Origin of the sequence: Pseudoxanthomonas mexicana, assembly GCF_010093385.1 — a bacterium.
Taxonomy (GTDB): Bacteria; Pseudomonadota; Gammaproteobacteria; order Xanthomonadales; family Xanthomonadaceae; genus Pseudoxanthomonas_A; species Pseudoxanthomonas_A mexicana.
Genome location: NZ_PDWV01000071.1, coordinates 1 through 15,565, shown reverse-complemented (window position 1 = coordinate 15,565; position 15,565 = coordinate 1). Strand labels below are relative to the sequence as shown.

At 68.9% G+C, this 15,565-nt stretch carries 15 protein-coding genes; 5 read left to right on the top strand and 10 right to left on the bottom strand.

Features of this window, described 5'->3' with window-relative positions; translation table 11 throughout:
• The coding region (gene hrpB, locus CSC76_RS17410) for an ATP-dependent helicase HrpB (protein ID WP_162111231.1) at nt 1-1,532 on the bottom strand (1,532 nt) is incomplete at its 3' end.
• Between the two features lie 172 nt (nt 1,533-1,704).
• Here hrpB and CSC76_RS17405 point away from each other — a divergent pair.
• On the top strand, nt 1,705-2,502 hold the full coding sequence (locus tag CSC76_RS17405; RefSeq protein WP_162111230.1) for a TatD family hydrolase: 798 nt from the start codon (nt 1,705-1,707) through the stop codon (nt 2,500-2,502).
• 12 nt (nt 2,503-2,514) lie between these two features.
• On the opposite strand, the gene CSC76_RS17400 is transcribed toward CSC76_RS17405, so the two are convergent.
• The 4 genes from CSC76_RS17400 to CSC76_RS17385 form a co-directional block, all read right to left on the bottom strand.
• Nucleotides 2,515-3,030, bottom strand: a complete 516-nt coding sequence (locus CSC76_RS17400) for a hypothetical protein (protein ID WP_162111229.1) — start codon at nt 3,028-3,030, stop codon at nt 2,515-2,517.
• A 68-nt stretch (nt 3,031-3,098) separates the two neighbouring features.
• The gene (gene panE / locus CSC76_RS17395) at nt 3,099-4,028 is read right to left on the bottom strand and encodes a 2-dehydropantoate 2-reductase (RefSeq protein WP_162111228.1); all 930 of its coding nucleotides are present in this window, start codon (nt 4,026-4,028) and stop codon (nt 3,099-3,101) included.
• Nucleotides 4,028-4,837, bottom strand: a complete 810-nt coding sequence (locus CSC76_RS17390) for an ABC transporter permease (RefSeq protein ID WP_162111227.1) — start codon at nt 4,835-4,837, stop codon at nt 4,028-4,030. The genes panE and CSC76_RS17390 overlap by 1 nt, the downstream gene beginning before the upstream one ends.
• A complete protein-coding gene (locus CSC76_RS17385; protein WP_162111226.1) occupies nt 4,834-5,805 on the bottom strand; it encodes an ABC transporter ATP-binding protein in 972 nt (323 codons plus the stop codon). The genes CSC76_RS17390 and CSC76_RS17385 overlap by 4 nt, the downstream gene beginning before the upstream one ends.
• A gap of 99 nt (nt 5,806-5,904) precedes the next feature.
• On the opposite strand from CSC76_RS17385, the gene CSC76_RS17380 reads away from it, so the two are divergent.
• The 4 genes from CSC76_RS17380 (at nt 5,905) to CSC76_RS17365 (ending at nt 10,215) form a co-directional block, all read left to right on the top strand.
• Nucleotides 5,905-6,657: a ferredoxin--NADP reductase gene (locus tag CSC76_RS17380; RefSeq protein ID WP_162111225.1), complete on the top strand. Its 753-nt coding sequence runs from the start codon at nt 5,905-5,907 to the stop codon at nt 6,655-6,657.
• A gap of 82 nt (nt 6,658-6,739) precedes the next feature.
• Entirely contained in the window at nt 6,740-8,248 is a 1,509-nt protein-coding gene (locus CSC76_RS17375; protein ID WP_162111224.1) for an alpha/beta hydrolase, read from the top strand.
• 42 nt (nt 8,249-8,290) lie between these two features.
• Entirely contained in the window at nt 8,291-9,037 is a 747-nt protein-coding gene (locus tag CSC76_RS17370) for an ABC transporter ATP-binding protein (protein ID WP_162111223.1), read from the top strand.
• Nucleotides 9,034-10,215: an ABC transporter permease gene (locus tag CSC76_RS17365; RefSeq protein WP_162111222.1), complete on the top strand. Its 1,182-nt coding sequence runs from the start codon at nt 9,034-9,036 to the stop codon at nt 10,213-10,215. Before CSC76_RS17370 ends, CSC76_RS17365 begins: the two co-directional genes overlap by 4 nt.
• A 122-nt stretch (nt 10,216-10,337) precedes the next feature.
• On the opposite strand, the gene CSC76_RS17360 is transcribed toward CSC76_RS17365, so the two are convergent.
• From CSC76_RS17360 to rpmH, 5 genes are all read right to left on the bottom strand, one after another.
• Nucleotides 10,338-11,327 (bottom strand): energy transducer TonB, encoded by a 990-nt coding sequence (locus tag CSC76_RS17360; RefSeq protein WP_162111221.1) that lies wholly within the window; start codon nt 11,325-11,327, stop codon nt 10,338-10,340.
• A gap of 236 nt (nt 11,328-11,563) precedes the next feature.
• Entirely contained in the window at nt 11,564-12,904 is a 1,341-nt protein-coding gene (mnmE, locus tag CSC76_RS17355; protein WP_162111220.1) for a tRNA uridine-5-carboxymethylaminomethyl(34) synthesis GTPase MnmE, read from the bottom strand.
• Nucleotides 12,905-12,992: 88 nt separating this feature from the next.
• On the bottom strand, nt 12,993-14,699 hold the full coding sequence (gene yidC, locus CSC76_RS17350) for a membrane protein insertase YidC (RefSeq protein ID WP_162111219.1): 1,707 nt from the start codon (nt 14,697-14,699) through the stop codon (nt 12,993-12,995).
• Between the two features lie 13 nt (nt 14,700-14,712).
• Nucleotides 14,713-15,153, bottom strand: coding sequence for a ribonuclease P protein component (gene rnpA / locus CSC76_RS17345; RefSeq protein WP_162111218.1), 441 nt, complete (start codon nt 15,151-15,153; stop codon nt 14,713-14,715).
• 87 nt (nt 15,154-15,240) lie between these two features.
• Nucleotides 15,241-15,381 (bottom strand): 50S ribosomal protein L34, encoded by a 141-nt coding sequence (gene rpmH / locus CSC76_RS17340; RefSeq protein WP_027083663.1) that lies wholly within the window; start codon nt 15,379-15,381, stop codon nt 15,241-15,243.
• Between the last annotated feature and the right edge of the window lie 184 nt (nt 15,382-15,565).

The window sequence follows — 15,565 nt, the reverse complement described above, 5'->3', positions numbered from 1 at the left end:
CGACTGCGTACCGCTAAGGAGCGTCGCCAGCTCCATATGTGATTAAGAGACAGCGGGGGAGTCGCCCCGCCGGGGCGACGTGCTGATGCATGCCTTCCCGGACCGCATCGGCTTCCAGCATCCGCAGGACGCGCGTCGCTACCTGCTGGCGAATGGACGCAGCGCGCGGCAAGCGCATCCCCGCCCATGCGCAGCGGATCGCGCGCTTCGACCAGCGCGGCGAGGTCACACGCCAGCGCGCGGTCCTCACCCTCGTCCGCCGACAGCAGCATCGCCGCGAGCCGGGGGTGCGTGCCGAGCGCGAGCATGCGCTTCCCCAGGGGCGTGATGGCGTTCGATGCCGTCAGCGCACCGAGCCGGCGTAGCAGGTCGCGCGCGGCATTCATCGCCCCGGGCGGCGGCGCATCGACGAAGCGCAGGTCGTCGCTGCCCCACGCGGCCAATTCCAATGCGAGGGCGCCGAGTTCGACCAGCGCGATCTCCGGCCGTCGCTGCGGATCGAGCCGCTGCGATTGCGGCCACAGGCGATACGCCCAGCCCTCGGCCACGCGACCCGCACGGCCGGCACGCTGGTCGGCGGAGGCCTGCGAAATGTGGGTCACCTCCAGGCGCGAGAAGCCGCTGTTCGGATCGTACGAAGGTTCCCGCGCCAGCCCGCTGTCGACCACCACGCGCACGCCGGGCAGCGTCACCGAAGACTCGGCCACGTTGGTCGCCAGTACCACGCGGCGGCGGCCTTGGGGATCGGGCTGCAGGGCTTCGGACTGTTTTTCCACCGGCAGTTCGCCGTGCAGGGCGAGGACGACGATGTCCTCTGGCAAGATATCCACCAGCATCGCCTCCCCCCGCGCGATCTCGCGCTGGCCCGGCAGGAACACCAGCACATCGCCGGGGTGCGTGAGTACGGCGTGTTCGATGGCGCGGCGTGCCTGTACTTCGATCGCCTCGTCCCGGCGCGCGGGAAAGTGCGCCACTTGCACCGGGAAGCCACGGCCTTCGCTGCTCAGCCGCGGCGCATCGAGGAACCGCGCCAGCTTCTCGCCGTCCAGCGTGGCGGACATCACGACGATGCGCAGGTCCTCGCGCAGCTGCGCCTGCACGTCCAGCGCCAATGCCAGTCCGAGGTCGCCTGCCAGGTGGCGCTCGTGGAATTCGTCGAACAGGATCGCCCCGATCCCCTCCAGCATCGGATCTTCCTGGATCATCCGGGTCAGGATGCCCTCGGTGACCACCTCGATCCGCGTGTCCGGCCCGACCTTGTTCTCGAAACGGATGCGGTAGCCGACCGTGCCGCCGACCGCTTCGCCGCGCTGCCTGGCCATGAAGCCGGCCGCCGCGCGCGCCGCCACGCGGCGCGGCTCCAGCATCACGATCTTGCGGCCCTGCAGCCACGGCTCGTCCAGCAGCGCCAGCGGCACCTGGGTGGTCTTGCCCGCACCGGGCGGGGCCTCCAGCACCAGGCGCGGATGGTCGGACAGGCTGCGGACGATGTCCGGTAGCAGCGGGGTGATGGGGAAGGTGGGCGATGGCATGCGGTGCGAAGGATAAGGCCTGCGGCCTCTGTAGGAGCGACGTGAGTCGCGACCGCACGGCTTGCGCAACGGTAGGTTCGGGAGACTTCCTATGGATAGGGACTTCTTGATTTTCGCGGTCGCGACTTACGTCGCTCCTACAACAGCAGGCACGAGGGCATAAAATGCGGCCATGGATCTCATCGACATCGGCGCCAACCTCACCCACGAAAGCTTCGACCACGACCGCAACGCGGTGCTCCAGCGCGCGCGCGAAGCCGGCGTGGTGCAGCAGGTGATCACGGGCGCCAGCCGCGAGCATTCGCCCATGGCCCTGCGTCTGGCGCAGGCGCACCCGGGCGAGCTGTTCGCCACCGCGGGCGTGCACCCGCACCACGCCACCGAATACACCGATGAATGCGACGCCGAAATGCGTGCGCTGCATGCGCATCCGGAGGTCGTCGCGGTGGGCGAATGCGGCCTGGACTACTTCCGCGACTTCTCGCCGCGCCCCGCGCAGCGCCGGGCGTTCGAGCGGCAACTGCAGATCGCCGTGGATACCGGCAAGCCGCTGTTCCTGCACCAGCGCGACGCGCACGACGACTTCGTGGCCATGATGAAGAACTTCGACGGCCGGCTCGGTCCGGCCGTCGTGCACTGCTTCACCGGCACCAGGAAGGAGCTGTTCGACTGCCTGGACCAGGACTGGCACATCGGCATCACCGGCTGGCTCTGCGACGAACGCCGCGGCCTGCACCTGCGCGAGCTGGTGAAGAACATCCCGGCCAACCGGCTGATGATCGAGACCGACGCGCCCTACCTGCTGCCGCGCACGGTGAAGCCACAGCCCTCGCACCGCCGCAACGAGCCGATGTACCTGGCCCACATCGTCGCGGAGCTGGCGCGCGACCGTGGCGAGGAGGTCGAGGTCACCGCCGCGGCGACGACGGCTACGGCGCGCGCGTTCTTCGGCTTGCCTGTCGACCGCTGAGTCAGAACCGCGTCACTCGACCTTGTCGTCCTCGGACTTGGCCTGCTGCATGGCCTCGGGTTCGAGTTCCTCGGCGCTGCGGTTGAGGCGGACGAATACGCCCCACGCCACCAGCAGCAGCGCCGCCGAGCCGCCGATCGCGATGACGTACGGCAGTTGGCGCGGGTCTTCGTGCATCAGCTCGAACGTGGCCACCAGCGTTTCGATCGACAACGCGATGACGATGACCACCAGGAAACGCGACAGGTAGCGACGCACGCGGGTGGGACCGCTGACTTTCACGTCGCGCTGCACTTCCTCCTCGAACACCGTCTGCGCCAGTTCCAGCGCGACCAGTCCGATGGTCAGCATGCCGATGCTTTCGAGGATGTTGTCGAAACGACCACGCAGGCCGGCGTCGGTACCCGCCATGATCGCGCCCTGCCACAACTCGCTGGCGGCCAGGACGACGAGTGAGACGGCCGCAGCAAAGAACAGGGCGATGATGGCCAGGTGGCCGGCGAGGAAGAGTCTGTGCAGGTGCTTCATGACGGCGCTACCGGGAAGGTGGCGCAGCATGGAGGCAGCCGCCGTCAGGGCGGCGTGAAGCCCCTCGCTCAGGCCGGTCGCTGCGCCTCGTACGCCTGCAGGTGCACCCACGCGGCCTGCAGGTGGGGCGTGGCGATGCCATGCGCCGCCGCGCGATGCACCATGTCGCCGACGATATGCGCCGCCTCGACACGCTGGCCCGCCTCCAGGTCACGCAGCATCGACGCCTTCATCGGCGAACCGGCGGTCGTCAGCGTGTCGCGTGCCGAAGCCTGCGCTGCATCCGGTATCGACTGACCGGTTGCCGCCGCGACGGCCAGGCATTCCCCGTACAGCGCCGCCATGAAGTCCGCGCCGCCCTCGCCCGCCACGATCGTGCCGATCGGTGCGCGCATCAGGCACGTGCCCGCCGCGAGCGCCGTGCGGAAGCTGTACTTCACCCACTGCGCCCGCGCGATGTCCGGCGTGTGCACGTGGTCGATGCCGGCCTGCGTGCAGACGGCGGCGAGCGACTGCAGGCGCACGTCGGCGGGCTGGCCGTCGCGTTCACCGAAGGTGACCGATGCCGGCTTGCCGAGGTGCAGGATCTCGCCGTCGGCACCCAGCGTGGCGCGGATGAAGCAAAGCCCGCCGAGCACGTTGGCGAAGCCGAAGCGCGCGTCGAGCGCTTCGTAGTGGCGCAGGCCGTTGAGCAGCGGCAGCACGCGAGCGCCGGCTTCCACGGCAGGCGCGATGGCGGCCATCGCGCTGTCCAGGTCGTAGGCCTTGCAGCTCAGCAGGACGAGTTCGAACGGTGTGGCATCGCGGAGTTGTTCCGCGGTGATGACCTGTGCGGGAACATCCGCGTCGCCCAGCGGACTGCGGATGCGCAGGCCGCGTTCCCGCAACAGGGTGGCGCGTGCGGGACGCACCAGGAAGCTGACGTCTACACCGGCCTGAGCGAGACGGCCACCGAAATATCCGCCGGTGCCGCCGGCGCCGAGCACGAGCAGCCGCATCAGCTGCGCAGCCCCACGCCTTTCTTCAGCAGCCACAGGCCCAGCGCACCCAGCCCGAACACGAACGCCAGCATCAACACGTAGGCGATCCACAGCGGGACGTCGCTGGTGCCCAGCAGGCCGTAGCGGAACGCGTTGACCATGTAGAAGATCGGGTTGGCGTGGGTCAGCGCCTCGGCCCACGGCGGCAGCAGCTTCACCGAATAGAACACGCCGCCCAGGTAGGTCAGCGGGGTGAGGATGAAGGTCGGCACGATGGCGATGTCGTCGAACTTCTTCGCATAGGCCGCGTTGACGAAGCCGGCCAGCGAGAAGATCGTGGCACCCAGCAGCACCGTGGTGATGGTCACCAGCGGATGCGGCACGCGCACCTTGGTGAAGAACATCGCGATGACCAGCACGATGGCGCCCACCATCAGGCCGCGCAGCACGGCGCCGGCCACGTAGCCCAGCAGGATCACCCAGTTCGGCATCGGGCTGACCAGCAGTTCCTCCACGTGGCGGCCGAACTTGGCGCCGAAGAAACTGGAGCTGATGTTGCCGTAGCTGTTCTGGATGATGCTCATCATCACCAGGCCCGGCACGATGAACTCCATGTAGGTGTAGCCGCCCATGTCGCCGATGCGGCTGCCGATCAGCCCGCCGAAGATCAGGAAGTACAGCGTCATGGTGATGGCCGGCGGCACCAGGGTCTGGCCCCAGATGCGCAGGATGCGGTTCACTTCGCGGCGGACGATGGTGCCCAGTGCGACCAGGTTCTTCTGCAGCGGCGTGGTCATGGCGGTCTCCTGCGGATGGGCGGCGCTCATGCGGCCTGCTCCCGCTTGGCGGCGGCTTCATCGCCGGTCAGGCGCACGAACAGCTCTTCCAGCCGGGTGCTCTTGGTGCGCATGGAGCGCACGCGGATACCCGCGTCGTTGAGCGCGGCGAACACGCGGTTGAGGTCCATCGCACGCGGCATGTCCAGGTCCAGGGTATGGCTGTCGGTGGCGGACAGCGTGGTGCCTTCGATCACCGGCAGCTGCGCCGGCAGGTCGCCGTCGATGTCGAACAGGAAGCCCTCCACGTCCAGCTTGGCCAGCAGGGCGCGCATCGGCCCCTGTTCGACGATGACGCCACGGTCGATGATGGCCAGGTTGCGGCAGAGGCTCTCGGCCTCTTCCAGGTAATGCGTGGTCAGGATGATGGTGGTGCCGGACTCGTTGATGTCCTTCAGTGTCTTCCACATGCCGCGGCGGATCTCGATGTCCACGCCGGCGGTGGGCTCGTCCAGGATCAGCAGCTTCGGCCGGGTCATCATGGCGCGGGCGATCATCAGCCGGCGCTTCATGCCGCCGGAGAGCGTGCGGCTCATCACGTGGGCCTTTTCCCACAGCTGCGCGCGCCTGAGTTCCTCTTCGGCCCGCACCAGCGCCTCGGCGCGCGGGATGCCGTAGAAACCCGCGTAGTTCACGCAGATGTCCAGCGGCTTCTCGAACATGTTGAAGTTGATCTCCTGCGGCACCAGGCCCAGCAGGCGCATGGCGCCGTCGCGGTCGCGGTCGATGTCCACGCCGAACACGCCGACCTGGCCGCTGCTCTTGTTGACCAGCGAGCTGACGATGCCGATGAGCGTGGACTTGCCGGCGCCGTTGGGGCCGAGCAGGGCGAAGAAGTCGCCGGGTTCGACCCGCAGCGACACGCCCTTCAGGGCCTGCACACCGTTGTCGTAGACCTTGCGCAGGTCGGAGATGGCCAGCGCGGGCGCCGCCGCGGAAGCCGTTGTCGCAGACGCCATGGGGTACCTTGTGGCGCCACGACGGCGCCCGGGGGAATCGAACGCTTATTATAGGCGTCCCGCCGGGGCCGCCCCGGGCCACACAGTGTTCCAGACGCCTTGGCGATCGCGCATTTCCCGTTGAAGCTCATCGGCCGCCGCATGCTGGCGCCCAGCGTGGGCCACTACCAGTTCGTCCGCGACGACGGGCAGCCGCTGGACTTCGTCCCCGGCCAGTTCATCCAGGTGCATTTCCGCTACGCCGACGGCACGCCGGCCAAGCGCAGCTATTCGCTGGCGACAATCCACGACCATGCGCTGGGCCCGGGCGAAGCGGTGGAGATCGCGGTCAGCTACGTGCCCGGTGGCGCGGCGACCGCGCTGTTCGAAGGCCTGCCGGAGGGCGGACATGTGGAAGCGAGCGGCCCGTTCGGCCGCTTCTGCCTGATGCCAGGCGACCGCAACGCACGCTACCTGCTGATCGCCACGGGCACCGGCGTCACGCCGTACCGCTCGATGCTGCCGCAGCTGGAGGCGCTGATGGCCGGACGCGGGATCGAAGTCGTGCTATTGCAGGGTGCACGGACGCCGGCCGAGCTGCTGTACGGCGACGAGTTCCGCGCCTTCGCCGACGCGCATCCGGGATTCCGTTACGTGCCCTGCCTGTCGCGCGAGCTTCCGCCGGATCCCCACCCCGACGTGCGCCACGGCTACGTGCAGCAGCACCTGGGCGAGTTCGCGCCCGACGCCGCGCGCGACATCGCCTACCTGTGCGGCAACCCCGACATGGTGGATGCCTGCTTCGAAGCCCTGAAGGGATTCGGCCTGCCGGTACCCCAGATCCGCCGGGAAAAATACGTGAGCAGCAAATAGCGGCGGCCACGCCGACCGCCGGTCACATCCGTCCCGCTGCGCCGTCATGGCATGCTGGAACCAGCTCAAACGGGACAGATGCATGGAACACCAGCTTCGTCGAACACTCGCGACCACCCGGGGCGCCCTGGCGCTCGCCGGCTGCAACGGCGCCGCCCCGGGGCCCGACCAGCAGGCCGTCCGCCATTACGGCGAGCTCGCCTTCACGCCCTGTACGCTGACGGCGCCCTACCTGACCACCAACGTCGAGGCGCAATGCACGACCTACGAGGTGGCCGAGGATCCGGCCAGGCCCGAAGGCCGCAAGGGGGCGTTGAACATCGCCTGGCTGCCCGCGACCAACGAAGGGGCGGCGACGGACGATCCCGTGTTCTTCCTCGCCGGCGGCCCGGGCCAGTCGGCCGTGCAGGTCTGGCCGGCCATCGACGGCGCGTTCCGCGAGGTGCGCAAGTCGCGCCACATCGTGCTGGTCGACCAGCGCGGCACCGGCAAGTCGAATCCGCTCGCCTGCAGGGACACGGAAGGCCGCAACGCCTACAGCGATCCGGATGACCTCAGCGAGGCGGCGGCAGCCGCCTTTGCGCGCGACTGCGCCGCCTCGCTGAAGGCCGATCCCCGCTTCTACACCACCACCGACGCCGTGCGCGACCTGGACAGCGTGCGCAAGGCGCTGGGCGCGGCGAAGATCAACCTGGTCGGCGGCTCGTACGGCACGCGGGTGGCACAGCAGTACGCCATGCGCCATCCCGACAGCACGCGCGCCGTGGTGATCGACGGCGTGGTGCCGAACGAACTGGTGCTGGGCAGCGAGCATGCGCGCAACCTGGACGCGGCGCTGGCGCTGCAGTTCCAGCGTTGCCAGGCGAACGACACCTGCAAGGGCCGCTTCGGCGATGACCTGCGCGGGCAGCTGCGCACGTTGATGACGCGCCTGGCGGCCGCGCCGGCGAACACCGAGTACCGCGATCCCTCCACCGGCGAACTGCTCACCGGCGAGGTCAACGCCGGCACGGTGGCCGGCATCACCCGCATGTATTCGTACTACCCGCAGGGCGCCGCGCTGCTGCCGCTGGTCCTCAACGAAGCCCAGCAGGGCCGCTACGGCTCGCTGATGTCGCTGTCCAAGCTGCTGGAAGCGCAGGTGGGCGACCAGTTCATGCACGGGATGCAGCTGTCGGTGATCTGCGCCGAGGACGCCGATCTTTTCAAGACCGACCCGGCCGACGGCGACACCGTGCTGGGCAGTGCGATGGGCGACACGCTGAAGGCGCAGTGCGCGGCATGGCCCACCGGCAAGCGGCCGGCGGATTTCCACACCGCATGGACGTCGGACATCCCCACGCTGCTGACCTCCGGCGAGCTGGATCCGGTCACGCCGCCGCGCTATGGCGAGCAGGTGCTGCGCACGCTGTCCAACGGTCGCCACCTGGTGCTGAAGGGACAGGGCCACGGGACGTTCGCCGTAGGCTGCATGCCCAAGCTGCTGGGCCGCTTCCTGGAGACGGCCGATGCCAAGGGTCTGGACGCCAAGTGCCTGGACAGCCTGGACTACGTGCCGCCCTTCACCAGCTTCAACGGCTGGGAACCGTGAGCCGCGCACCGCGCGCCCGCCACCTTCAAGGGACATGACCGAATGATCATCGCCAACGACCTGCACAAATCCTTCAAGACCAAGACCGGGAAGGTCACCGCCGTGGACGGCGTCAGCTTCACCGCCCACGATGGCCAGATCACCGGGCTGCTGGGGCCCAACGGCGCCGGCAAGACCACCACCATGCGCATGCTGTACACGCTGATGACGCCGGACCGCGGCAACGTCACCGTCGATGGCATCGATGCCGCGCGCGACCCGGTCGCCGTGCGGCGTGCGCTGGGCGTGCTGCCCGATGCGCGCGGCGTGTACAAGCGCCTGACCGCACGCGAGAACATCGCCTACTTCGGCGAACTGCACGGCCTGTCGTCGAAGCAGATCGCCGAACGCACCAAGGCGCTCTCCGATGCGCTGGACATGGGCGACATCCTGGACCGCCAGACCGAAGGCTTCAGTCAGGGCCAGCGCACCAAGACGGCGATCGCCCGTGCGCTGGTGCATGACCCGCGCAACGTCATCCTCGACGAGCCCACCAACGGCCTGGACGTGATGACCACGCGCGCGATGCGCGGCTTCCTGCGCCAGCTGCGCGAGGAGGGTCGCTGCGTGATCTTCTCCAGCCACATCATGCAGGAGGTGGCCGCGCTCTGCGACCGCATCGTCATCATCGCCAAGGGCACGGTGGTCGCCGCCGGCACCGCCGACGAACTGCGCGAACAGGCGGGCGAGGACAACCTGGAGGAAGCCTTCGTCAAGGTGATCGGTTCGGAGGAGGGCCTGCTGGCATGAACATGTTCCGTACCGTCTTTACCGTGATGCGCAAGGAACTGCGCGACCTCTCCCGCGACCGCCGCACGCTGGCGCTGGCCCTGTTCCTGGGACCATTGCTCTACCCGGCGCTGATGCTGGGCATGGGCTACCTGACCGAAAACCGCATCCGCACGCAGGTGGACAAGACCCTGGAGATTCCCATGGTGGGCGCCGAGCACGCGCCCAACCTGGTGAAGTTCCTCGCCACCAACGGCATCACCGCCGCACCCGCCCCTGCCAACCTGGACACCGCGATCCGCTCGCAGGAAATCGACGCGGCACTGCGCATCAGCCCGGATTACGCCGAAGACTGGCGCAACGGCCGTCCGGCGCTGGTGGAGATCATCCGCGACAGCACGCGGCGCGATGCGGACATCCCCACGCAGCGCCTGCAGGCCGCGTTGAACGCGTACAGCCAGCAGGTCGGCGCGTTGCGCCTGCTCGCGCGCGGCATCGATGCCTCCGTCGCGCGACCGGTCAACATCGGCCTGCAGGACATGGCCACGCCGGAAGCCAAGCAGGGCATGCTGTTGTCGGTGCTGCTGCCCTACCTGCTGATCCTGACTTCGTTCATCGGCGGTGCCTACCTGATCCTGGATGCGACGGCGGGCGAGCGGGAGCGCCAGTCGCTGGAACCGCTGCTGGCGACGCCCGCACCGCGCAGTGCCGTGGTCAGCGGCAAGATCGCCGCAGCCTGCATGATCGGCCTGGCCACGCTGCTGCTCACCCTGCTGGCCTTCAAGTTCAGCGCGCAGTTCGCGGGCACGCTGGGACGGCAGTTGAACGTGTCGTTCCTGGCCATCGGCAAGATGCTGCTGATCCTGGTGCCGATGCTGTTCATCGGCACGTCGCTGCTGACGTATCTCGCCGCGTCGGCCAAGAGCATGAAGGAGGCGCAGAGCCACATGACCTGGCTGATGCTGCTGCCGATGATCCCGACGTTCGCGCTGATGGCGAACCCGCTGAAGAGCCAGCCCTGGCAGTTCGCGGTGCCGTTCCTGGCGCAGAACCAGTTGCTGCTGAAGGTGATCCGCAACGAGTACATCAGCGCGCAGACCTGGGGCATCTACGTGGCGGCGGCCTTCGGCGTGGCGGCGCTGCTGTGGTACGCCGCGGTGCGGCGCTACCATCAGGAGAAGCTGGCGATCGCCGGCTGAAGTCCGCCGAGGAACGCCTGGAAGCAACGGCCACCGCGAGGTGGCCGTTCGCTTTCCGGCGCCGGGAAAGAGAAACGCCGGCACGAGGCCGGCGTCTGTCCTGGTCCGGAGCGCCGGGCGGATCAGCTGCCTGGATTGAACCCGATCGTGCGGCGGGTGGTGACCGGCGCATCCAGCGGCTCGAAGCGCCAGCGGCGTACGGCGTTCAGCGCCTCGCGATCGAACACACGGGCCGGCGTGGCGCGGACGACGCGCGCGTTGGTGACCGAGCCGTCGGTGCCGACGGTGATTTCCACCAGCACCTCGCCCTGGGTACCCGAACGCAGGGCTTCGGGCGGGTAGCGCGGGGCCGGCGTGCTGACGGCACGCAGCGTCTGCGCCGGCGCGGCGGCGGGAACGGCGGCGCGCGCCGCGGCGGCCTGGCGTTCGGCCGCTTCGCGCTGTGCGGCGGCCTGGCGTTCGGCTTCCTGGCGGGCCGCCTCCTGACGCGCGGCCTCCTGCTGCTGGGCCAGCTGCTGGGCGGCCGCGGCCTCGGCTGCACGCTGCTGCTCGGCCTGCTGGGCCAGGCGCTGCTGCTCCTTCAGGCGCGCCTCTTCATCGGCCTTGCTCTTGGCGTCGTCGGTCACCGCGCGCTGGGCGACGGCCTGCTGGGCGGCGGCGATGCTCTGCTGCAGGCGCGGCAGCGCCGGTGCCTTCGGATCGGCCTTCTCGATGATGGCCGACAGGCGCTGGGCCTCGGAGAATTCTTCCCGCGCGATGCTCTGTTCGGCGGCGATCAGCGTGTACGGCATCAGGTCGGTCAACGCGCTGGTCACGCCCGGGTCGTTGGGCAGCTTGTCGCGCAGCGCCAGGTAGTACTCCATTGCGTTGTCGCCGCCCGGCGCGTAGATGCGGTTCTCGCGCAGCGCCTTGGTGGCGGCTTCGCGCAGGGCGTCGGCATCCATCGCCTGGACTTCGGCCGATACCGCGGGCGGCGGCGGCGCGGCGGGCGTGGCGGCCGCAGGCGTGGTGGCGGGCGCGGCTTCTTCCTGCTTGGAGCACGCCGCCACGGCGACGATCAGCAGCAATGGCGCGACGTAACGCAGGCGTCCGGTCGTGTTGGTCAAGGACATCGGTTTCAACTCCCCCAGGTGCATTTTCTAATGTTGGCGACACGGTCCCGGCCCGCGCAGCGCGGGTCCGGACATGGATGGTCAGCGCAGGCCCGTCGCCGCACGACGGCCATGGGCCCGGTGCGAAGCGGCACGATGCCTTCCGGGTACCCCTACCCGGTGTTCAGGGTACGTCGCCGCCTTGCTGTCAACACTTGACCTGCGTCACAGTTTTGACGGGCTCCGCCCTGTCTGCATCACTTGCCGATGCAGAACGTGGAGAAGATGTGGCCCAGCATGTCGTCCGCGCTGAGGCGGCCGGTGATCTCGCCCAGGGCGTCGTGGGCCAGGCGCAGCTCTTCGGCCGCCAGTTCGAGCTGTTCGTGCTGCAGCTGGTCGGCGGCGGCCCCGGCGTGCAGGGCGGCACGCTGCAGCGCGTCCACGTGACGGGCGCGCGCGGAGAACTCGCCCTCGCCACCGTCGCCGGCCGCCCCGCCCGCGACCGCGCGCAGACGGGCGTGCAGGCGGTCGAGGCCGAGGCCGCGCGCCGCCGAGACGGGGATGTGGTCGGGCAGGTCCGGCGGCGCATGCGCCAGCAGATCGACCTTGTTGTGGATCCACAGCACCGCGGGCACGCCCACGATGTCGGCAGCAACGGCCGCGCGACCCGCCGCCGGGTCGCGTGCATCGACCACCGCCAGGGCCACGTCGGCGCGCTGCAATTCGGCCCGGGCGCGGCGCATGCCTTCGCGCTCGATCGCATCGCCGCCATCGCGCAGGCCGGCGGTGTCCACCAGGTGCAGTTCCAGACCGTCCAGGCGGATGGTTTCGCGCAAGGTATCGCGGGTGGTACCGGCGACATCGGTGACGATGGCACGGTCGCTGCCGGCCAGCGCGTTGAGCAGCGAGCTCTTGCCGGCGTTGGGCGGGCCGACGATCACCGCATGCACGCCGTCGCGCAGCTTGCGCCCGCGTTCGGCATCGGCGATCAGCGCGTCCAGCTGCTGCCGCGCTTCGGCCAGGCGCAGGCGGACCTGTTCGCCGCCGAGCGTGTCGAGGGATTCGTCGGCGAAGTCGATGGCGGCTTCCACGTGCACGCGCAACGCCAGCAGCGACTGGCCGATGCCATCGACGCGCGCGGAGAACACGCCGTCCAGCGCGCGCCGCGCGGCGCGTGCGGCGCGTGCATCGGCGGCCGCGATGAGATCGGCGATGGCTTCGGCCTGGGCGAGATCGAGCTTGCCGTTGAGGAAGGCGCGTTCGGAGAACTCCCCCGGCCGTGCCATCCGCGCACCCAGCGCGCAGGCGCGCGCCACCAGTTGCTGCAGCACGACAGGACTGCCGTGCGCCTGCAGTTCCACCACGTGCTCCCCGGTGAAACTCGCCGGGCCGGGAAACAACAGCGCGATGCCGTCGTCGATCGTGCCGCCGTCGGCATCCAGGAACCGTACGTGATGCGCACGGCGCGGCGACAGCGCGCGCGCGCAGACCGTCTTCGCGATCGACAGCGCGCGGGGTCCGGACAGGCGCACGATGCCCACGCCTCCCGCACCGGGAGCCGTGGCGATGGCCGCGATGGTGTCCTGCGTGGGCGTCATGTGCCTGGGTGCGACGAAGAGGTTTCAGCGTAACGGAAAAACGAAGCCCGCGGGAAGGCGGGCTTCGTCGTATCGCGATGGCGCGCGATCACTTCGCGATGGCGGTCTTCGGCGGCGTAGCCGATTCGCCATGGCGCTTGGTCATCCACCACTGCTGCAGCAGGCCCAGCGCGCCGTTGGTGACCCAGTACAGCACCAGGCCCGACGGGAAGAACGCCATCATCACGCCGAACACCAGCGGCATGAACTGCATCATCTTCTGCTGCATCGGATCCATGCCCGGCGCCGGCGTCAGCTTCTGCGTGAGCCACATGACCAGCATGTTGAGCACCGGCAGGATGAAGTACGGATCGCGCGCGGTCAGGTCCTGGATCCACGCGAACCACGGTGCCTGGCGCAGCTCCACGGTTTCCACCAGCACCCAGTACAGCGCCAGGAACACCGGCATCTGCACGAGGATCGGCAGGCAGCCGCCCATCGGGTTGATCTTCTCCTTCTTGTACAGCTCCATCATGGCGACCTGGAACTTCTGCTTGTCGTCGCCGTAGCGTTCCTTCAGCTGCTGGATGCGCGGCTGGAACTTGCGCATCTTGGCGAAGCTCTTGTATTGCGCGGCGGACAGCGGATACAGCGCCAGCTTCACCAGGATCACCAGGCCGATGATCGACCAGCCCCAGTTGCCGATGAAGCCGTGCAGGAAGTTCAGCACCCAGAACAGGCCCTGGCCCAGCAGCGCGAGGATCGCGAACTGGCTGTAGTCCACCACGCGGTCGATGCCGGGCGCATTGATGGCGTGGATCTTGTCGACCAGCTTCGGGCCCACCCACAGGCGCGCGGTGGTGGTGGCCTGCTGGCCGGGGCCGACGTTGACCCCCGGGCCCATCTCGCGGATCAGCGCGCGTGCGCCGTTGTCCGGGGTGTCCAGCGAGATGGTGGTGGTGTCGTCGGCACTGGGGATCCACGCACTGAAGAAGTGGTGCTGCGGAATCGCGATCCAGCCGCCCTTCACCTGCGCGTTGACGCGGCCGTCCTCCAGGTAGTCCTCGTTGAACTTGCGGCGCTGGTAGCTGCCATCCCACCACGTGGCGCCGTTGAAGCTGAAGGACTCGGGATTGGTCATGCCACTCTTGACCTGCGGCGGCGTGCGCAGCAACTGGCGGTAGACCGTACCCTGCCACGTACCGGCGCCGGCATTGACGACCTGGTCGCGGACTTCGATCTCGTAGCTGGCACGCTTGAAGGTATAGGTCCGGCGGATGGTCACGCCCTCCGGGCCCTGCCACACGAACGGCACGCTGATGCTGTCGCTGCCCTTGGCCAACGCGACTTCGCCGGCCCCGTTCTCGGGCACGAAGGCGTGATGGTCGGGCGCCTTCGACCCATTGCTCACCCAACCGCTTTCCGCCGTATAGAAGTGCTGCGGATCCTCGCTGAAAAGGCGGACCGGACCACTGCCCGGCGTCTTGCTCTGGGGATAGTGCAGCAGGTCGGCCTGCAGCACGCTGCCGCCGTCCAGCACCAGGCGCAGCACGTCGGTGTTCACCGTCACCCGCGGCGCCGCCGCAGCGCGGGGAGCCTGCGTGATGCCCGGCGTGGCCACCGGTGCCGCCGGTACCGTGCCCGTGGCGGGCGCTGCATCGGTGGCGGTGGGTACGGTGCTTCCGGCCGGTGCCGTTGCGGTCTGCGCCGCGACCGTCGGCTGGGCGGGCGCCGCCTTGTCCCGGCTCCATTCGAACCACAGCAGGGTCGCCACCATCAGCCAGGCGAAGATCAGGAATACACGGGTCTGGTTCATCAGGCAGGCAGTCTCAACCGGCGTCGGAAACCGGTTTGGTCGGATAAGAAGGAGTGGGAGGCGGCGCGGGGCAATTCAAGCCCGGCGGCATTGTGCCGCCCGGTGCGGATGCCGGCAATGCGCCGGCGCGCGCCAGGACGCGTTCGAACGTCGCACACAGCTGGCCCGGATCGGCTTTCGCCGCCGGCGGACGCGCGACGACGACGTAGTCGCCGCCCGGCAGCGCGGCACGGAGGCGACGGAAATGCTCGCGCAACTGGCGCTTGATGCGGTTGCGGCCCACGGCGCGCGTATCCACCTTGCGCGACACCGCCAGGCCGAGGCGCGCGGCGCCATCGCCCGGCAACCAGTGCAGGCTCATCAGGGGATCGGACGTGCGGCGGGCCTGCTCGAACACGCGCGCATAGTCGGCGCTCGCGCGTACCCGTGCGCTGCGCGGAAAAGCCGTGCTCATCTCAGCAAGAAGCCCGCTCGTGAACGGGCGGGCTCCTTTTGATACGGGGAACGCATGGATGCTGGCCGTCGAACGACGGCCGAGCCATCAGGCGGTCAGGCGCTTGCGGCCCTTGGCACGGCGACGGGCCAGGATCTTGCGGCCATCGGCCGTGGCCATACGGGCACGGAAACCATGGTCGCGCTTGCGCTTGAGGTTGCTGGGTTGGTAAGTGCGCTTGGTGGCCATGGGGCCCTCGTGCGTGTTCGGGTGGAAAGAACCGGAAATTCTATAGGAACCGCCGGCTTACGGTCAACTCCCTCCGTACTTTCGATGGATAGGCCGCCCAGCGACGGTGGGCGCACCGCCATTCGTCCTTTCATCCACATCTTATACACAGGATCGTTGGCGGGTCCCGGCGCCGGTGGTAGTC

What these genes read in the sequence shown, in the direction of transcription:
- CSC76_RS17390 (WP_162111227.1), bottom strand. Translation starts at nt 4,837, where the DNA reads ATGAGCGCCGCCCATCCGCAGGAGACCGCCATGACCACGCCGCTGCAG.
- mnmE (WP_162111220.1), bottom strand. Translation starts at nt 12,904, where the DNA reads ATGACGCCCACGCAGGACACCATCGCGGCCATCGCCACGGCTCCCGGT.
- CSC76_RS17400 (WP_162111229.1), bottom strand. Translation starts at nt 3,030, where the DNA reads ATGAAGCACCTGCACAGACTCTTCCTCGCCGGCCACCTGGCCATCATC.
- CSC76_RS17405 (WP_162111230.1), top strand. Translation starts at nt 1,705, where the DNA reads ATGGATCTCATCGACATCGGCGCCAACCTCACCCACGAAAGCTTCGAC.
- CSC76_RS17375 (WP_162111224.1), top strand. Translation starts at nt 6,740, where the DNA reads ATGGAACACCAGCTTCGTCGAACACTCGCGACCACCCGGGGCGCCCTG.
- panE (WP_162111228.1), bottom strand. Translation starts at nt 4,028, where the DNA reads ATGCGGCTGCTCGTGCTCGGCGCCGGCGGCACCGGCGGATATTTCGGT.
- rpmH (WP_027083663.1), bottom strand. Translation starts at nt 15,381, where the DNA reads ATGGCCACCAAGCGCACTTACCAACCCAGCAACCTCAAGCGCAAGCGC.
- CSC76_RS17370 (WP_162111223.1), top strand. Translation starts at nt 8,291, where the DNA reads ATGATCATCGCCAACGACCTGCACAAATCCTTCAAGACCAAGACCGGG.
- CSC76_RS17365 (WP_162111222.1), top strand. Translation starts at nt 9,034, where the DNA reads ATGAACATGTTCCGTACCGTCTTTACCGTGATGCGCAAGGAACTGCGC.
- yidC (WP_162111219.1), bottom strand. Translation starts at nt 14,699, where the DNA reads ATGAACCAGACCCGTGTATTCCTGATCTTCGCCTGGCTGATGGTGGCG.
- CSC76_RS17385 (WP_162111226.1), bottom strand. Translation starts at nt 5,805, where the DNA reads ATGGCGTCTGCGACAACGGCTTCCGCGGCGGCGCCCGCGCTGGCCATC.
- CSC76_RS17360 (WP_162111221.1), bottom strand. Translation starts at nt 11,327, where the DNA reads ATGTCCTTGACCAACACGACCGGACGCCTGCGTTACGTCGCGCCATTG.
- rnpA (WP_162111218.1), bottom strand. Translation starts at nt 15,153, where the DNA reads ATGAGCACGGCTTTTCCGCGCAGCGCACGGGTACGCGCGAGCGCCGAC.